Source organism: Pseudomonas frederiksbergensis (assembly GCF_900105495.1).
GTDB classification, from domain to species: domain Bacteria; phylum Pseudomonadota; class Gammaproteobacteria; order Pseudomonadales; family Pseudomonadaceae; genus Aquipseudomonas; species Aquipseudomonas frederiksbergensis.
On sequence record NZ_FNTF01000002.1, the window covers coordinates 5,937,843 to 5,955,713 of the forward strand.

At 59.8% G+C, this 17,871-nt stretch carries 10 protein-coding genes; 8 read left to right on the forward strand and 2 right to left on the reverse strand.

Going from position 1 to position 17,871, the window contains the following annotated elements:
• Positions 1-153: 153 nt before the first annotated feature.
• The 7 genes from BLW70_RS27935 (at position 154) to BLW70_RS27965 (ending at position 15,959) form a co-directional block, all read left to right on the forward strand.
• On the forward strand, positions 154-4,719 hold the full coding sequence (locus BLW70_RS27935; RefSeq protein ID WP_074879579.1) for a SpvB/TcaC N-terminal domain-containing protein: 4,566 nt from the start codon (positions 154-156) through the stop codon (positions 4,717-4,719).
• Complete coding sequence (locus BLW70_RS27940; RefSeq protein WP_074879582.1) at positions 4,716-7,430, forward strand: RHS repeat domain-containing protein; 2,715 nt, start codon at positions 4,716-4,718, stop codon at positions 7,428-7,430. Before BLW70_RS27935 ends, BLW70_RS27940 begins: the two co-directional genes overlap by 4 nt.
• Before the next feature lie 9 nt (positions 7,431-7,439).
• Complete coding sequence (locus BLW70_RS27945) at positions 7,440-10,283, forward strand: RHS repeat domain-containing protein (protein WP_074879584.1); 2,844 nt, start codon at positions 7,440-7,442, stop codon at positions 10,281-10,283.
• A 78-nt stretch (positions 10,284-10,361) separates the two neighbouring features.
• Positions 10,362-12,128, forward strand: coding sequence for a sensor histidine kinase (locus tag BLW70_RS27950; RefSeq protein WP_174553777.1), 1,767 nt, complete (start codon positions 10,362-10,364; stop codon positions 12,126-12,128).
• Positions 12,122-13,453, forward strand: a complete 1,332-nt coding sequence (locus BLW70_RS27955; protein WP_074879590.1) for a sigma-54-dependent transcriptional regulator — start codon at positions 12,122-12,124, stop codon at positions 13,451-13,453. Before BLW70_RS27950 ends, BLW70_RS27955 begins: the two co-directional genes overlap by 7 nt.
• Before the next feature lie 281 nt (positions 13,454-13,734).
• Positions 13,735-15,054 (forward strand): MFS transporter, encoded by a 1,320-nt coding sequence (locus tag BLW70_RS27960; RefSeq protein ID WP_074879592.1) that lies wholly within the window; start codon positions 13,735-13,737, stop codon positions 15,052-15,054.
• A 275-nt stretch (positions 15,055-15,329) separates the two neighbouring features.
• Positions 15,330-15,959: a flavin reductase family protein gene (locus BLW70_RS27965; protein WP_074879595.1), complete on the forward strand. Its 630-nt coding sequence runs from the start codon at positions 15,330-15,332 to the stop codon at positions 15,957-15,959.
• Here BLW70_RS27965 and BLW70_RS27970 read toward each other — a convergent pair whose 3' ends face one another.
• Positions 15,960-16,190 carry a hypothetical protein gene (locus tag BLW70_RS27970; protein ID WP_033057544.1) on the reverse strand — a complete coding sequence of 77 codons (231 nt, stop codon included), beginning with the start codon at positions 16,188-16,190 and terminating at the stop codon, positions 15,960-15,962.
• Positions 16,191-16,231: 41 nt separating this feature from the next.
• Positions 16,232-16,585 carry a putative quinol monooxygenase gene (locus BLW70_RS27975; RefSeq protein WP_074879597.1) on the reverse strand — a complete coding sequence of 118 codons (354 nt, stop codon included), beginning with the start codon at positions 16,583-16,585 and terminating at the stop codon, positions 16,232-16,234.
• Between the two features lie 336 nt (positions 16,586-16,921).
• Here BLW70_RS27975 and BLW70_RS27980 point away from each other — a divergent pair, with 336 nt between their 5' ends.
• Positions 16,922-17,851 carry an AraC family transcriptional regulator gene (locus BLW70_RS27980; RefSeq protein ID WP_074879598.1) on the forward strand — a complete coding sequence of 310 codons (930 nt, stop codon included), beginning with the start codon at positions 16,922-16,924 and terminating at the stop codon, positions 17,849-17,851.
• Positions 17,852-17,871 lie beyond the last annotated feature (20 nt).

The following is a 17,871-nucleotide window of genomic DNA, read 5'->3' on the forward strand; positions in this document are numbered from 1 at the left end:
AACGCACAGCGTTTTTCAACATATTCGGTCTAGAAAACCCCGCCCCACCTGTCAGATGTGACAGGTCACACCTTCCCCTGATTTTGTTAGCGTCGCTCCATCACGCGACTCCGTTGCTATGGAAGAGCGCAAAGCCGATACAGGATCAGCCCCATGGAAGAGCAAGCGTCCCTGAGCATCACTGAACCCTCGATCGCCAAGAGCGCTTCCATTGCCACGATCGGCAAAAGCTGGGGATCGGTCGGCGTAACGGGCAGTGCTTCATTCGAATTGCCGCTGCCCCTTTCAGCAGGGCGCGGTTTCGACCCCGCCATGGCGCTGGGCTATGACAGCCAGGGCGGTAACGGTCCGTTCGGCATTGGCTGGCGTTTGGGGACCAGTGCCATCACTCGCCAGACCAGCAAGGGTGTGCCCGATTACCTCGCCACCGACATCATGGTCGGCCCTGGCGGCGAGGAGTTGATGCCCGAGCTGGATGCCGAGGGCAAGCCAACGTCCAGAGAAGTAACCGAATATCGCGGCCTCTCCATTGGCAAGCACGACGTTGTGCGCTACTGGCCGCGGGTCGAGAGTTCGTTCGAGCTGATCGAGCTGTGGCAACCGGAGGAAAAGCCGCCCTTCTGGCTGGTGCACGGGGCCGATGGCAGCCTGCATGTCTACGGTAAGACCGACGCTTCGCGGCGCGCCGAACCTATAGACACAACCAACCCTGTCGCGGCGCTGCGTATCGGTGTGTGGTTGCTGCTAGAAAGCATGAACCCTCATGGCGAACACATCTGTTTCGACTATAAGCCCGAGGATCAGGCTAACACCCCGGAGGACAAACACGACTATCGTGCCCAGCGTTACCTGCACCGGGTGTATTACGGCAATGCCAAGGCCAGCCAAGACCTGTATGCCTGGACAGTGGAAAACCCGGCGAGCCTGGATTGGCATTTCCACCTGCTGTTCGACTACGGCGAACGCACCCTCGACCTGGAAAAGAAGCCGATCTACGGCCCGCCGTTCGATGCTCCCGGCAATGGTCATGGTGAGTGGCAATTGCGCAGCGATCCCTTCCACAGCTACACCTACGGATTTGAACTAGGGACCCGCCGCCTGTGCCATCAGGTCTTGATGTTTCACCATTTCCCCGAGCACTTAGGTCCGAAACCTGTGCTGGTTCGGCGATTGTTGCTGGAATACCCTACGACTCACCGGACATATAACCAACTGAAAAAAGCGCACTATCAGTCATACGACGCCAGCGGCGCCGTGGAAAACATGCCGCCAGTGGTTTTCGACTATTCAGAGTTCGAACTCAACAAGCAGTCGAGTCCGTTCCCGTTCGAAAACATGCCCGGCATCGAGGACGGCGCGCTTCATCAATGCGTTGATCTGTTCGGTGAAGGTGTGCCGGGGTTTCTCTGCCGTTACGACCAGAGCTGGTATTACCGCGAACCCTTGCGCGCGCTGACAGGGGCCGATGACATCCACTACGGTCCCTGGACAGAACTGTCGCGAATTCCCGTAGCCGATCGCAATCAACCGACCTATCAGGCGTTGACCGACCTGACCGGCGACGGCCGGCTGGACTGGATCCTCGCGTCCCCCGGCATGAGCGGCTTCCACACCCTCAACCCCGATCGCAGCTGGTCAGGGTTCATTCCCTTTACAGCATTCCCGGTGGAGTTTTTCCAAACGCTTACACAGTCTGGCGATTTGATGGGCGACGGGCTCAGCTCGATGGCGCTGATCGGCCCGCGCAGCGTGCGCCTGTACGCCAATCGGCGTGAGGAAGGTTTCGCGCCGGGCCAGGACGTCGAGCACACACCGGACACCGACCGCCTGCCGCTGTTCAGCAACGCTCGCAGCGAACTGGTGTTGCTCGGCAATTTACTGGGCAGCGACATGACCGAGCTGTGCCGCATCCGCCACGACGAAATCAAATGCTGGCCGAACCTTGGTCACGGTCGGTTCGGCAAAGGCTTCGTCATGAGTGCCCTGCCCTTCGACTACGCGACATTCGACGCGGCGCGGGTGCGGATTGCCGATCTGGACGGCTCTGGTGCACCGGCACTGATTTATCTGCAGTCCGACTGTTTCGAGATCTATTTCAATCATGGCGGCAATGGTCTGGAGCAAATCCCCGTAACGGTGCCGTGGCCCGAAGGAATCCGCTACGACAACCTGTGCCAGGTCACTCTTGCCGACCTGCAAGGCCTGGGGTGCGCGAGCCTGATCTTGACCGTGCCGCACATGAAACCACGGCACTGGCGCTACGATTTCGTCAGCGCCAAACCGTACATGCTGGTCGCCAGCAACAACAACATGGGCTGCAGCACCCAGGTGGTGTATCGCAGTTCGGCGCAGGAATGGCTGGATGAAAAAAATCGGATACTCAAGCTCAAACGTCTGCCGATTTCCTACTTGCCGTTCCCGGTGCCCGTGGTCAAGCAACAAAGCCAGCTCGATGAAATCACCGGCAACTGCCTGAACCAGTTTTTCCAGTATTTGCAGGGTTACTACGATGGCCGGAACCGCGAGTTTCGTGGCTTTGGCCTGCTGCGCCAGACCGACAGCGAAACGGCCACACGGGCAGATGACACCGGTTTTACCGCCCCGGCGCTGGTCTGCACCTGGTTCCACACCGGACGGCAAATCGACCTGCCACGCGATGGCTATTTCAACCGTGACTCCGAAGCCTGTGATTTGAAACCCACGCTGTTCTGCCAGTACCACCACAACGACGCTTTCGATGAGCCGATCCCGCCGCCCGACGAAGCCACCGCCCACGAAATCGCCAACGCCCTCGCCGGTTCGGTGTTGCGCGTGGAGACCTACGCCGCCGACGATGACCTGGCCACGGCGGTGCCGTTCGCGGTGGAGGAAAGCCGTTACAAGGTTCGCGAACAGCGCAAAAAGGCAGACCATGACGCGCACCCGGTCATGCTGCCCTTGCAACTGGAAACGATCAGTTACCAGTACGAACGCTTCGTGAATGACCCGCTGTGCCGACATGAAATCACCTTGAGCCACGACGAGTTCGGGCTGCCTGTGCATGCCATCACGGTTAGCTATGCACGGCGCAGGACCGAGCAGGATGAACCGCCCTTTGACGATGTCGATGAACAGAAATGGTGGCTTGATGCCCATGACCCGGCGCAACAGTCCTATTACCTGAATGAAACCCGCGCCGAGTTCATTCATTTGCAGAAGTTGGAGGACTGGCAAGGCTGGCAAGGCTGGCGACTGGGTCTGCCCTATCTGCAACGGGGCAATGCGTTGGTACTGCCCAAGAAGCCAGCCGCCGGGGGACTCGCCCCCGCAGACATTTCTTATGAAGGGCTTCTCGAACTGTACGCCTCGCCCGAATGGGTGGCTCAGCGGCTACTGACCACGCAGTCGGTCTATCGCTACTTCAAGACCGACAACCGAACACTGCTTGCCGACGGCGAGGCTGATTTCGAGGCACTGCGGGCACCGCTGGAAATTGCCCAACTGGACAAGACCGCACTGCAAGCCTACGACACGGTGCCGTTGCTGGATATTCGGGACGAACTGGAAAAAATCGGTTATTCGGCCATGCCTCTGGTGCTGGGGATAGACCCAGAGGCAGACGAGGAAGAGAACAAGGAGAGAAACCTATGGTCGTCCCGGTACGGTTTTGCCAAGTACGGCGAGCTCGATAGTTTTTACAAAGTGATGGCGTACAACGAAACCCCCAGCTACGGCATCACGAAAGCCCAATACGACGCCTACTGTCTGCTGCCGAAAAGCATCACCCAGCCGGACTTGTGCGAAGCCCGTTTCGAATATGACTACCACGCGCTGCAACTCATGCGCCGCTTCGATGCCAATGACAATGTCGAGGAAGCCCTTTATGAGCCGTCCGGGCAACCCCTTGCCATCAGTTTTTTTGGCACTGAAGGCGGCGAAAAAGTTGGTTTTCGCCCCCTCGACGAACACGAACGTCCCATTGACCATCGTCCAGACCCGGCCATCGAAGATCCCAAAGGCGCCCTGCAAAAAGCAGCCAGCGTATTGCGCAAGGACCTGTTCAGCTGGATGGGCGAACTCCCCCCGTCCGTCAGCCAGACACCTGACTGGCTGGCCGCCTGGATCGCCCAGGGTTACGTGCTACCCAGCCTGCACATTTGTGCCAGCGCCCGCCGTCGCCTGTCCCGGCTCAAGTCCCTGACCGCGCCTGAACAAGCGCTGCTCGACCTGATCCGCACGGTGCCCCGCGAACCGGTGCACAGCGTCGTCCTCACCGCCGACCGCTATTGGGATGATGAGCTGCAACAAATCCAGATCGTCAAAGTCTTTGTGGACGGTTTCGGCCGGACACTGCAGACCAAACAGTTGGTCGAACCGGGGCTGGCGTTTGTGGTGGTCAACGGTGAGCTGGTGATTGAAGACGGCAAACCCAAGGTCGCGCACGCCGATCCGCGCTGGCGCGTCAGCGAACGTGTGGAATACAACAACAAGGGGTCGGCCGTTCGGGTATTTCGCCCTTATTTCGCCGATAGACATTGCTATATCAATGACCATTCCTTCCGGGAGTTCGGCCATCACGATCAGAACTTTTACGACGTGCTGGGTCGTCTGTACAAAGTCATCAACGCCAAAGGAGATGTCGCGCTCGAGATCATCCATCCCTGGTACACCACCAGCCTGGATTTCAACGACACCTACGTTGTACCGCCTGAAGGTGAGCTGAAAGCAGGCAAGCCATGACGACCTCGGTTCATTGGCGCACCCCGAACCTGACGGTCATCGATAGTCGGGGCTTGTCGATTCGCCAGGTCGCGTACTTGCGCAAGGTCGCTGCCGACCCCGTGGAAACTCTGATCGGCCGCCAGCGCTACGACGTTGCCGGGCGACTGCTCGAGCAATGGGATCCGCGACTGTTCGGTGTCGTCCCCAACATGGCCACGGTTTATCGCCTGTCCGGTGAGCCGTTGAAAGTCGATTCCGTCGACGCCGGTTGGCGTTTGAGCCTGCCTGGGCTGTCGGGGGAAGAGCTCCAGCGCTGGGACCAACGCGGCAGTCATTGGCGCACCACCTACGACCGTCAGTTGCGTCCGATAGTCGTCGAGGAAATTGATACGCCGAACGTCGAAACCTTCTCCTATGCCGATGACTCCGCCGATCCCGCGTTTAACCGGCGCGGCCAACTGACCGGGCAACTCGACCGCTCCGGCACCTTGAGTTTCGACAGCTACAGCCTGCTCGGACAACCCTTGCGCGAAACCCGAACCCTGGTTGAGGGCCCCCCCTACCGCAGCAGCCGAATGTATAGCCCAATCGGAACAGTGTTGAGCCAGACCGATGCCGGTGAGCACCAGCAACAGTCGCGCTACGACATCGCCGGACAACTCAAGCAGGTTGAACTGCGGATCAAAGGCAGCCCGAACTGGCAGCTGGTGCTCAAAGACGCGCAGTACAACGCCGCCGGCCAGATCATCGAACAACGCGCTGGCAACGACGTGCTCAGCACCTGGACCTACGACCCGGCCGATGGGCGCCTGGCTACGCAACAGGCACAAAAAAACGCCGAGCCGGCGCTGCAGGACCTGGAATATTTCTACGATCGCGTCGGCAACATCACCCGTCTCGAAGACCACACCTTCCAGCCGATCTATTTCGCCAACCAGCTGGTCGACGGCCACCGTGACTTCACCTATGACTCGCTATACCGCCTGACCCGCGCCAGCGGTTGCGACGATGCGCCGCCGTCGGACATTCCGGGCCGGCCCCTGCCCGGGGATCCGAACAATCGGCTCAACTACACGCAACACTACGAGTACGACGCCGGTAACAACCTGATCGAACTGCGGCACGTGCGGGCGGGAGCCTCACACACCCGCGCAATGTTCATCGACCCTGGCAGCAACCGTGGTGTGCGCTGGAAAGAGGGAGATCCTGCCCCGGTTTTCCCCGCGTTGTTCGACGTTCATGGCAACCTCCAGGCCTTGCAGCCGGGCAAGACCTTGACGTGGAACAGCCTGGATCAGCTGGAAGCGGTGACGCTGGTCAACCGCGACAACGGCCCCAATGACCAGGAGTACTACCGCTACAGCCAGGGCGTGCGCGTGTACAAACGCCACGAAACCCACACCTCCTCGCTGACTCATTTCCAGGAAGTGATCTACCTCCCGGGCCTGGAAATCCGCACCCGCGACAACGGCGAAGAACTGCACGTGATCATCTTGCCCGGCGGGCACGGCAGCGTCCGTTGCCTGCACTGGGTCAGCGGCCAACCGGCCAACGTCGCCAACGATCAAGTGCGCTACAGCCTCGATGACCACTTGGGCTCCTCCACGCTGGAACTCGATCAACAGGCACAGGTGATCAGCCAGGAAGGTTATTACCCGTTCGGCGCCACGGCCTGGTATGCGCGGGGCAGCGAGCTGGACGTCGACTACAAAACCATCCGCTATTCGGGCAAGGAAATGGATGACAGCGGGTTGTATTACTACGGTGCGCGTTACTACGCGCCGTGGTTGCAGCGTTGGGTGAGTGCCGATCCGGCGGGGGATGTGGATGGGCTGAATTTGTTTGGGTTTGTGGGGAACAATCCCCTGAATTACTTCGATGAGAATGGTGCCGAACGCTCTCCCGCCGAACTAAGAGCGTCCCTCAATGAATATGTCAGTCTCTTGTCAGTGGTCAGTCAGAGGGCGGACAGGGCGATTTATCAGCTCTACAACATGACCCGAACACGAGATATCTATAAAAGATCTGGATTAAAACTCGGCTTTACAGCAGTCAGTCTTTCCGCACAGGCCGTAACGGCCACGACGGCCGGTATGCTGGCTGCAACGGCGACGGCCCCCCTCGGACCGGTTGCAGCCGTCGCCGCCGTTGTTGCGGGTGCCGCAGCTGCGGATATCACGAGCAACGCTCTGGACGAAGCTGCCAAAAATACCCGTTTCGGGTATCCATTGCTGCCCGGATCCGGTGACTTCAGCCTGGAAAGCCTGAACAAGACAGCCAACATCACGCCCTTCAGTGCGTTGGAAGAAGTGCAAGAATTAGTCAGCAAGTACGACCCGAGGACCGCAGAAGGAATCAAAGAGACGGCGATCGTGGCGGGCGTCGGGTTAGCCGACAAAGGGTTCAAATACGCTTCGCATCTGGAAAAGGCACTCGGCTTTTTGCGACTAGGTATCCAGGTGACAGAAGCCTTAAATGACAGTTTCGGCCAAAGAGACCTGGATGTAATCCGTGATGAACTCACTGCCCTGCTCAGCCACCTTGACGAGCAAGAAGACCTAGCCAATGTGGCCCTGACAGAACTTGAAAATAGCGGACACGAGGGTGAAGCCGCGGGGACGCTCAAGGTATTGCGTGAAGCGGAGCTCGTCACCAGCGGCAGAATCATACGGGTACTCGACCTAACTGATCGGATGTCTCAGTACTTGATGAAAAAAAATGCCGCCTGAGATTCAGCAATGAGTATATCGACCTCGCGTTGCGCGCCGAAGCTGATTGCCTATGACAGTCGAGGCTTACCGATCAGGCAAGTGGCTTACCTGTGCAAGGTCGTCAACGGGCCACTCGCAACCCTGATCAACCGCCAGCATTACAACGCCACCGGGCGACTGATAGAGCAATGGGATCCGCGCCTGTTCGGCACCGCTTCCAAACCCAACCTCGCCACCATCTATAGCCTGTCCGGTGAATCGCTCAAAGTCGACTCCGTCGATGCAGGCTGGCGTTTAAGCCTGCCGGGGCTGGCCGGGGAAGCATTGCAGCGCTGGGACCAACGCGGCAGTCATTGGCGCACCACCTACGACCGTCAGTTGCGGCCGATTGCCGTCGAGGAAATTGATACGCCGAACGTCGAAACCTTCTCCTATGCCGATGACTCCGCCGATCCCGCATTTAACCTGCGCGGCCAATTGACCGGGCAACTCGACCGCTCCGGCACCTTGAGTTTCGACAGCTACAGCCTGCTCGGACAACCCTTGCGCGAAACCCGAACCCTGGTCGAGGGCCCCCCCTACCGCAGCAGCCGAATGTATAGCCCAATCGGAACAGTGCTGAGCCAGACCGATGCCGGTGAGCACCAGCAACAGTCGCGCTACGACATCGCCGGGCAGCTCAAGCAGGTTGAACTGCGGATCAAAGACAGCCCGAACTGGCAGCCGGTTCTGCAAGACGCGCAGTACAACGCCGCCGGCCAGATCATCGAACAACGCGCCGGCAACGAGGTGCTCAGCACCTGGACCTACGACCCGGCCGATGGGCGCCTGGCGACACAACGGGCACAAAAAAAAGCCGAGCAGGCGCTGCAGGATCTGGAATATTTCTATGATCGTGTCGGCAACATCACCCGCCTCGAAGACCACACCTTCCAGCCGATCCATTTCGCCAACCAGCTGGTCGACGGCCACCGCGACTTCACCTATGACTCGCTGTACCGCCTGACCCGCGCCAGCGGTTACGACGATGCGCCGCCGTCGGATGCTCCGGGTCGGCCCCTGCCCGGGGATCCGAACAATCGGCTCAATTACACCCAACACTACGAGTACGACGCCGGTAACAACCTGATCGAACTGCGTCACGTGCGGGCGGGGACCTCACACACCCGCGCGATGTTCATCGACCCTGGCAGCAACCGTGGTGTGCGCTGGAAAGAGGGAGATCCTGTCCCGGTTTTCCCCGCGTTGTTCGATGTTCATGGCAACCTCCAGCACTTGCAGCCGGGCAAGACCTTGACGTGGAACACCCTGGACCAACTGGCATCGGTGACGCTGGTCAAACGCGACAACGGCACCAATGACCAGGAGTTCTACCGCTACAGCCAGGGCGTGCGCGTGTTCAAACGCCATGAAACCCACACACCTTCGCTGACTCACTTCCAGGAAGTGATCTACCTGCCGGGCCTGGAAATCCGCACCCGTGACAACGGCGAAGAACTGCACGTGATCACCCTGCCCGGTGGGCACGGCAGCGTGCGTTGCCTGCACTGGGTCAGCGGCCAACCCGCGAACATCGCCGCCGATCAAGTGCGCTACAGCGTCGATGACCATCTGGGTTCCTCCACGCTGGAGCTCGATCAAAATGCACAGGTGATCAGCGAGGAAGGTTATTACCCGTTCGGCGCCACGGCCTGGTTCGCGCGGGGAAGTGAGGTGGACGTCGACTACAAAACCATCCGCTATTCGGGCAAGGAAATGGATGACAGCGGGCTGTATTACTACGGTGCGCGCTATTACGCGCCGTGGTTGCAGCGTTGGGTGAGTGCTGACCCGGCGGGGGATGTGGATGGGCTGAACTTGTATGGGTTTGTGGGGAACAACCCGATGTTGTACGTCGACGTCAATGGCGAAACCAGAAGCAATTCTTTTAGCGAGGCAACGAGAAGATTTCAAGCGCGGGAAAACATCGAGTACGCCAGCATGCGCCAAGCCAGTGCGCCTGTCCGGGCAAGACAGGCGCTGCAAAAAAATATTGAAACGCACCTGAAAGTATTGGGCCTGTCGAAACGACGTGGACTGGATGCTCAGCAGCAGATCCTCAACCATCGCTCACCTTCGGAGCACGCAGTCTCCACCACTCGCAGAACAGGCGTCCACCTTGGTGGGCAAATTTTGAGTTATGGCGCAGGGATCGCGATCGGGGCTGCCTTACAACCCCTGGCGTCTGTCGCACCCGGTGTCGGTAATGTGGCAGCCGTAGCCCTTGGATTTGCGGTGAAAAAGGGCGTCAGTTTTGCGGTGGACTACATCGCCGAACGAACAGGTGCCAGTGCTTCTGTAAATCTCAAGGGCAGCAAGCTCTCCCCGGAGAAAATCATCAATAAAGCCGAATACAAGACGATGGCGTTCACCCCCTATATCGAGAAAAAATATGAACAAATGATCAAGAGCAATACAAAAGGCCGGCTCAAGGCCGGCAAAGAAGGTGCCAGTGTTGGCGCCAGCGTGGCCCTGAAAATATTCGCCCCGCAGGTTGCCAGCGAGGCCAGTGCAGGACTGGGCATGGTGCTTGGCGGGGTTGAGATTATTCATGAGGTCAACGGCGCCGGAAACGAGCTGTCGGCAGAAAAAACCGCCAAGGCAGACACTAATCTGACCGACCTGATTGACGCGCTGGACACCCGAATGGCCGGTATTGAAGCGTTTTTCAATTCGATGGACGTTAGCGCCATGAACACCTTCAGCCTTTTTGGAGAATCGGCAGGGGACTCGGTTCAGAGCCTCTGGCAAGAGACGAGAGACGTAATAGGTGTGCTGAAGGATACCCAAACCATGCTGCGCTCCAGATCCAGTAAATTTACCGCCGTGTAGGCGACTGCATCTCGGGGCAGAACGATCCACGGGCCCATGTTATGGTGCCCGCCCGTTCTCCTATCTGTTTTCTACAGCATGCAGCCGACTTCACGTTTCTTGCGTTTGGTGCTCTACACCCTGGTCATAGCCGCTGGCGCGATTCTCGCCGCCGGTTTTGCCATCCGCCACACCGAACGCCAGGCGCTGGTCGAAGACGCCGCCCGCGCCAATCAGCAATTGGCGCTCTACGCCAATTCCCTGCACACCCTGATCGACCGCTACCGCGCCCTGCCGGCCGTGCTCGCGCTGGACCCGGAGTTACGCGCCGCGCTCAAGGGTTCGGTGTCCGCTGAACAGCAGGACGCACTGAACCGCAAACTGGAAAAGATCAACGGCGCGGCGCAATCCTCGACCCTGGAATTGCTGGACCGCACCGGTCTGGCGGTGGCCGCGAGTAATTGGCGTTTGCCCAGCAGTTACGTCGGTCACAACTATGGCTTTCGCCCCTATTTCAGCCAAACACGCACCCAGGGCACCGGGCGCTTTTACGCGGTGGGCGTGACCAGCGGGATTCCCGGTTACTTCCTATCCAGCGCGGTCACCGGTGACGACGGCCAGTTCCTCGGTGCAATGGTGGTGAAACTCGAATTTCCGGAACTGGAGCGCGAGTGGCGTCAGGGCAGCGACACGCTGCTGGTCAGCGATGCACGCGGGATTGTTTTTATCGCCAACCAGCCGGGCTGGCGCTATCGCCTGTTGAAACCGCTGAATGACAGCGATCACGCCGAACTCAAGGCCACCCGTCAATACGACAAACAACCGCTGACACCGCTCGAATATCAATCGGTGCGGCGCTTCGATGACAACAGTGACCTGACGCAGGTCGTGGGGCCTGGCGGGACGGCGAATTACCTGTGGGAATCGCTGCCGCTGAGCACCGAAGGCTGGACCTTGCACCTGCTGCGTCGCCCGCAAATCGCGTTCGAAGACAGGCGCAACGCCGGGCTCGCCGCCGCCGGGTTGTGGTTGGCCGTGGTGTTTCTGTTGCTGTTTCTCAATCAGCGCTGGCGTCTGGCCAAACTGCGCCAGCGCAGTCGTGAAGAGCTGGAACAATTGGTGGAAGAACGCACCCGCGACCTGCGCACCGCCCAAGACGGTCTGGTGCAGTCGGCCAAACTCGCCGCTCTCGGCCAGATGTCTGCCGCGCTGGCTCATGAAATCAACCAGCCGCTGACTGCCCAGCGCATGCAGCTTGCCACGCTGAGGCTGCTGCTCGATCACGGTCGGGTCGACGACGCTTACAAGGCGCTCAAACCGGTGGATGACATGCTGACGCGCATGGCCGCCCTCACCGGCCACCTGAAAACCTTCGCCCGCAAAAGCCCCAGCGGCCTGCGTGAGCGCCTGGATTTGGCGGCGGTGGTCGATCAATCCTTGCAGTTGCTGGATGCGCGCCTGCGTGACGAGCACATCAGCACCGTGCTGCATCTGACGCGCCCGGCCTGGGTGCGTGGCGATGCGATTCGCCTGGAACAAGTGCTGATCAATTTGCTGCGCAACGCCCTGGACGCCATGCAGGACAAACCCTGCAAACGCCTGGAAATCCGTCTCGAAGCCGACGAACAACTCTGGCGCCTGACAGTTTCTGACAATGGTGGTGGCATTGCCGAAGAGCACTTGGCCAACGTGTTCGATCCGTTCTTCACCACCAAACCGGTGGGTGATGGCCTGGGCCTCGGGCTGGCCGTATCCTTTGCCATCGTTCACGAATCGGGCGGACGCCTGAGCGCCGACAATCATGCCAACGGCGCGGTGTTCACCGTGACCTTGCCCATCGACCTGGAGGCCCCTGGCTCATGCTGAATTCCGTGATGGTGGTCGACGACGAAAGCAGCATTCGCAGTGCCGTCGAACAATGGCTGAGCCTGTCGGGGTTCGAGGTGCAGTTGTTCAGCCGCGCCGATGAGTGCCTGGCGCAGCTGCCCAAGCATTTCCCCGGTGTGATCCTCAGCGATGTGCGCATGCCTGGCATGACCGGCCTGGAACTGCTGGCCGAAGTTCAGCGCCGCGATGCCGACTTGCCGGTGATTTTGCTGACCGGTCACGGCGATGTGCCGATGGCGGTCGAAGCGATGCGCGATGGCGCCTACGACTTCCTGGAAAAACCCTTCAGCCCCGAAACGCTGCTCGGCAGTCTGCGCCGCGCACTGGACAAGCGGCGGCTGGTGCTGGAAAACCGCGCCCTGCACGAGCAGGCGGACAACCGCGCCAAACTCGATGCGACGTTGCTGGGCGTGTCCCGTGGTTTGCAGACGCTGCGTCGGCAAGTGCTGGACCTGGCGTCGCTGCCGGTCAATGTGTTGATTCGCGGTGAAACCGGCAGCGGCAAGGAATTGGTTGCCCGGTGCCTGCACGACTTCGGTCCGCGTGCCGACAAACCGTTTGTGGCGCTGAATTGCGCAGCAATTCCCGAGCAGTTGTTCGAGGCCGAGCTGTTCGGTCACGAGAGCGGCGCGTTCACCGGTGCCTCGGGCAAACGCATCGGCAAGCTCGAATACGCCGATGGCGGCACGCTGTTTCTCGATGAAATCGAAAGCATGCCGCTGGCCCAGCAGGTGAAATTGCTGCGGGTGTTGCAGGAGCAGAAGCTGGAGCGGTTGGGCTCGAACCAGAGCATCCGCGTGGATTTGCGGATCATCGCCGCAACCAAACCCGACTTGCTCGACGAAGCCCGGGCCGGACGTTTTCGTGAGGACCTGGCCTATCGGTTGAACGTGGCCGAGTTGCGGCTGCCACCGTTGCGCGAGCGGCGTGAAGACATTCCGTTGTTGTTCGAGTCGTTCGCGCAAAATGCCGCCGAACGGTTGGGACGCACGTTTCCACCGCTGAGCGGCCCGCAGTTGAGCCACCTGCTGAGCCACGACTGGCCGGGCAATGTGCGCGAATTGGCGAACGTCGCTGAGCGACAAGTGTTGGGCCTGGGCGAGCCGGAACCGGCGGGGATCGACCCCGGCCAGTCACTGGCGGCGCAGCAGGAAGCGTTTGAAGCACATTGCTTGCGCGCGGCGTTGACCCGGCACAAGGGGGATGTGAAAGCGGTGCTTGAAGAACTGCAACTGCCGCGCCGGACGTTCAATGAAAAGATGCAGCGCCATGGCCTGACCCGGGAGATGTTCCTGCACGACTGATCGTTCCCACGCTCCGCGTGGGAATGCAGCCCGGGACGCTCCGCGTCCCATCTAGAGCCGAACGCGGAGCGTCCGTTGAGGCATTCCCACGCAGAGCGTGGGAACGATCAGATTCGGCGTAAATCCGCTTGTCACCCAACGCTCCATAAGCGGATTTCCGCTCACTCAAGCTGCAAACCCCCTCTAAACCGGCCCTCCTCCCCTTGGCACATCTCCTGCTATAGCCCCAGCAGGCTGCGTTTCAACGCGCTCCACAAAAACAATTAAACGAGGATCCTTCAATGGATAACTCCAACACCCTGCCCCTTGGTTCGGCTGCCCTGCCGGCCAAAGAAAGAACCACTGCCAGTCGCATCAAATCGATCTTCAGCGGCTCTGTCGGCAACATGGTCGAGTGGTACGACTGGTATGTCTACGCCGCCTTCTCCCTGTACTTTGCCAAGGCTTTTTTCCCCAAAGGCGACACCACCGCGCAACTGCTGAACACCGCCGCGATCTTCGCCGTGGGCTTCCTGATGCGCCCGATCGGTGGCTGGTTGATGGGCCTCTACGCCGACAAGGCCGGTCGCAAGAAAGCACTGATGGCTTCGGTGTATCTGATGTGTTTCGGCTCGCTGCTGATCGCCCTGAGCCCTGGGTATGAAACCATTGGCATTGGCGCACCGATCCTGCTGATTTTCGCTCGCCTGCTGCAAGGCCTGTCGGTCGGTGGCGAGTACGGCACCTCGGCAACGTACCTCAGCGAGATGGCCACCAAGGATCGTCGCGGCTTCTACTCCAGCTTCCAGTACGTGACCCTGATCTCCGGCCAGCTCATCGCGTTGGCAGTGCTGATCGTGCTGCAACAGACCCTGACCACTGAAGAACTGTACGCCTGGGGCTGGCGCATCCCGTTCGCCATCGGCGCGCTGTGTGCCGTGGTCGCGCTGTACCTGCGTCGTGGCATGGAAGAAACCGAGTCGTTCACCAAGAAAGAGAAGGCCAAGGAAAGCGCGATGCGCACCTTGATGCGCCATCCGAAGGAACTGATGACCGTGGTCGGCCTGACCATGGGCGGCACCCTGGCGTTCTACACCTACACCACGTACATGCAGAAATACCTGGTGAACACCGTCGGCATGAGCATCTCCGACTCCACCACTATTTCGGCTGCCACGCTGTTCCTGTTCATGTGCCTGCAACCACTCGTTGGCGGACTCTCGGATAAAGTCGGTCGCCGGCCAATCCTGATTGCCTTCGGTATCCTCGGGACGCTGTTCACCGTGCCGATCCTGACCACCCTGCACACCGTGCAAACCTGGTGGGGCGCGTTCTTCCTGATCATGGCGGCGCTGATCATCGTCAGCGGCTACACCTCGATCAACGCGGTGGTCAAAGCTGAACTGTTCCCGACCGAAATCCGCGCGCTGGGCGTCGGCCTGCCGTACGCGCTGACCGTGTCGATCTTCGGCGGCACCGCTGAATACATCGCACTGTGGTTCAAGAGCATTGGCATGGAAACCGGTTACTACTGGTATGTCACGGCGTGCATCGCGGTGTCGTTGCTGGTGTACATCACCATGAAAGACACCCGCAAACACTCGCGGATCGAGACGGACTGATCCCGCCCGCGCAATAAAAAACAGGGGCAGACCTTAACGGGTCTGCCCCTTTTTATTTGCCTCAACCCTAACCCTGTGGGAGTGAGCCTGCTCCGGGCGGCGTTCCGACGATTGCGGTGTGTCAGGCAACCAATTTGTTGTCTGTGACGCCGCTATCGTCGGAACGCCGCCCGGAGCAGGCTCACTCCCACATTATTCGGATCTCATCGCTGGAAATTATCTGTTCGTCCCAGCACTATGAGCGCCCACGAATACAGCTTCTGGAACCCACGCCCATGCCCGACGACATCCACTTCTACGAACCCGCCAACGGCCACGGCCTGCCGCATGACCCGTTCAATGCCATCGTCGGCCCGCGCCCCATTGGCTGGATTTCCTCCCAGGATACCGATGGCCGCTTGAACCTGGCGCCTTACAGTTTCTTCAACGCCTTCAACTACATTCCGCCGATCATTGGTTTTTCCAGTGTCGGGCGCAAAGACAGCCTGAACAACATCGAGCGCACCGGTGAGTTCGCCTGGAACCTGGCGACCCGTCCGCTGGCCGAGCAGATGAACCAGAGCTGCGCCATGGTCGGGCCTGAGGTCAACGAGTTCGAGCTGTCCGGACTGACCCCGGCAGCGTCGAAAATCATCCAGGTGCCGCGCGTCGCCGAAAGCCCGGTGTCCTTCGAATGCAAGGTCACGCAGATCATTCAGTTGCAGCGGGCCGATGGCAACGTGGTGCCGAGCTGGCTGATTCTCGGCGAAGTGGTCGCCGTGCATATCGCCAAGTGGCTGTTGAAGGATGGGGTGTACGACACCGCCGCGGCAGAACCGATTCTGCGCGGCGGCGGGCCAGCGGATTATTTCCAGCTGGGGCCTGAGGCATTGTTCAAGATGTATCGCCCGGGGGCGGTCAAGTAGTTACCAGATCAGGTCGCCGTCTTCGCTGACATCTTTGAGGTGGGTCAATTGCAGCGCGGCGGCTTCATCGGCCTCGCGGGCAGTTTTGAAGGTCTGCTCTTCGAGCAGCTTGTGAAAGCGCGGTGCACCCGAACCACCGATGGCCTTGGTGGCAATCGCGGCGTTATAACCGCCTTCACGGGGTACTACGGCCGATACGGCTTCGAAGGTTTCAAAGGCTTTGCGTGCCATTTCGCGGATCCTGCTGAATGGAGAATTGAGCCATTAAACCCTCAACCCGCCATTTTGTGTACCCATGACTGGGACTGCCCCAGCGCCTGGGCGGCCGACACATCCTTGAAGGTATGAAAATCCAGGCTGTTGACCACCAGGTCTTGCACCAACCCGGCAAAAACCTGCATGGCCGGGGTGCTGAAATAAGCGGTCATGGCCTGCTGGTTCATCCAGAAACCGGACACCAGCCACAATTCCGGATCGCACTGCGATTGTTGCAGGGCAAAACTCAGGCAACCCGGCGCGCTGCGGGACGGCTCGATCAAGGCACTCAGGCGTGCACCGAGTTCCGCCGAACGCCCGGCGCGGGCGCGGACAAAGGCCATATGACTGACGGGGATCTGCGTAGACATGTTCAACCCTCCCAGGTACTCGAGTGGCAGCCGTGGGACGGGCTGCGACAGGATCCAAGGTTAAGCGCGCCGGTGGAAGCGCGGTTAGTCGATTCCTGCCGGCTTGTTGCACAATCCTGCGAAGCTGCACCCCCGCACCTGTAACAACGTGTAAATCCTGTCACAGGGCTGAAACACGGCTTTCAAGCAAGTTTTCCTGGGGTTGCCCTGTCATAGAGGTGACGTCAATTCACTCCGTGCAGAATCAGGCAAGGTTGAGGCAGGATGTGTCTACCGCTTCGTCTTGCACAAACTTAAGCTCACCTCATTACCAACGCCCCACCGAGGATGCCTTGCATGTCGTCGCTCGATCATTTTCAAGCCCCGCTGGACACCGACATGGAGAAACAGCGCGCAGAACTGGCCGCTATCATTCGCCGCAACACGACGGACGATGGCACTTATGCGACTGCCGTCGGCTCGCTCTTCATGTCTCGCCATAGCCAGTCCCATGAGTTTGCCCCGGTACTGGCGCAACCCGCGTTGTGCATCATGGCGCAGGGCCGTAAAGAGGTCAGGCTGGCCGATGAATACTTCAATTACGATCCGCTGAACTACCTGGTGGTCTCCGTCTCGATGCCATTGAGCGGACGCGTGGTGAACGTCACGTCTGAAGAACCGATCCTCGCGGTGCGGCTGGATATCGACCCGGCGGAAATCTCCGCGCTGATTGCCGATGCCGGTCCTCTCGGTGTGCCCACCCGACCGACTGGGCGCGGCTTGTATGTCGAACGGATCGACACTGCGATGCTCGACGCCGTGCTGCGTCTGGCTCGTTTGCTGGATGCGCCGAAAGACATCGCCATGCTCGCGCCGTTGATTCGCCGGGAAATTCTTTATCGGTTGTTGCGCAGTCAACAGGGCCATCGGCTGTACGAAATCGCTATCGCCAACAGCCAGAGCCATCGCATCAGCCAGGCGATCAAATGGCTCAACGGCAACTATGAACAGCCGTTGCGCATCGATGATCTGGCGAAGGAAGTGAACCTGAGCGTGTCGACCTTGCATCACCGGTTCAAGGCGATGACGGCGATGAGTCCGCTGCAGTATCAGAAGCAATTGCGCCTGCAAGAAGCGCGGCGGTTGATGCTGGCCGAAGGCTTGGAGGCTTCGGCGGCGGGGTATCGGGTGGGGTATGAAAGCCCTTCGCAATTCAGCCGGGAGTACAGCCGATTGTTCGGGGCTCCGCCGCTCCGGGATTTGGCGCGGTTGCGGTTGTCGGTTTGATTCAGTTTTTGTGGTGCTGC

Excerpts from the sequence above, each read along its gene's own strand:
- BLW70_RS27935 (WP_074879579.1), top strand. The coding sequence starts at position 154 with ATGGAAGAGCAAGCGTCCCTGAGCATCACTGAACCCTCGATCGCCAAG.
- BLW70_RS27940 (WP_074879582.1), top strand. The coding sequence starts at position 4,716 with ATGACGACCTCGGTTCATTGGCGCACCCCGAACCTGACGGTCATCGAT.
- BLW70_RS27945 (WP_074879584.1), top strand. The coding sequence starts at position 7,440 with ATGAGTATATCGACCTCGCGTTGCGCGCCGAAGCTGATTGCCTATGAC.
- BLW70_RS27950 (WP_174553777.1), top strand. The coding sequence starts at position 10,362 with ATGCAGCCGACTTCACGTTTCTTGCGTTTGGTGCTCTACACCCTGGTC.
- BLW70_RS27955 (WP_074879590.1), top strand. The coding sequence starts at position 12,122 with ATGCTGAATTCCGTGATGGTGGTCGACGACGAAAGCAGCATTCGCAGT.
- BLW70_RS27960 (WP_074879592.1), top strand. The coding sequence starts at position 13,735 with ATGGATAACTCCAACACCCTGCCCCTTGGTTCGGCTGCCCTGCCGGCC.
- BLW70_RS27965 (WP_074879595.1), top strand. The coding sequence starts at position 15,330 with ATGCCCGACGACATCCACTTCTACGAACCCGCCAACGGCCACGGCCTG.
- BLW70_RS27970 (WP_033057544.1), bottom strand. The coding sequence starts at position 16,190 with ATGGCACGCAAAGCCTTTGAAACCTTCGAAGCCGTATCGGCCGTAGTA.
- BLW70_RS27975 (WP_074879597.1), bottom strand. The coding sequence starts at position 16,585 with ATGTCTACGCAGATCCCCGTCAGTCATATGGCCTTTGTCCGCGCCCGC.
- BLW70_RS27980 (WP_074879598.1), top strand. The coding sequence starts at position 16,922 with ATGTCGTCGCTCGATCATTTTCAAGCCCCGCTGGACACCGACATGGAG.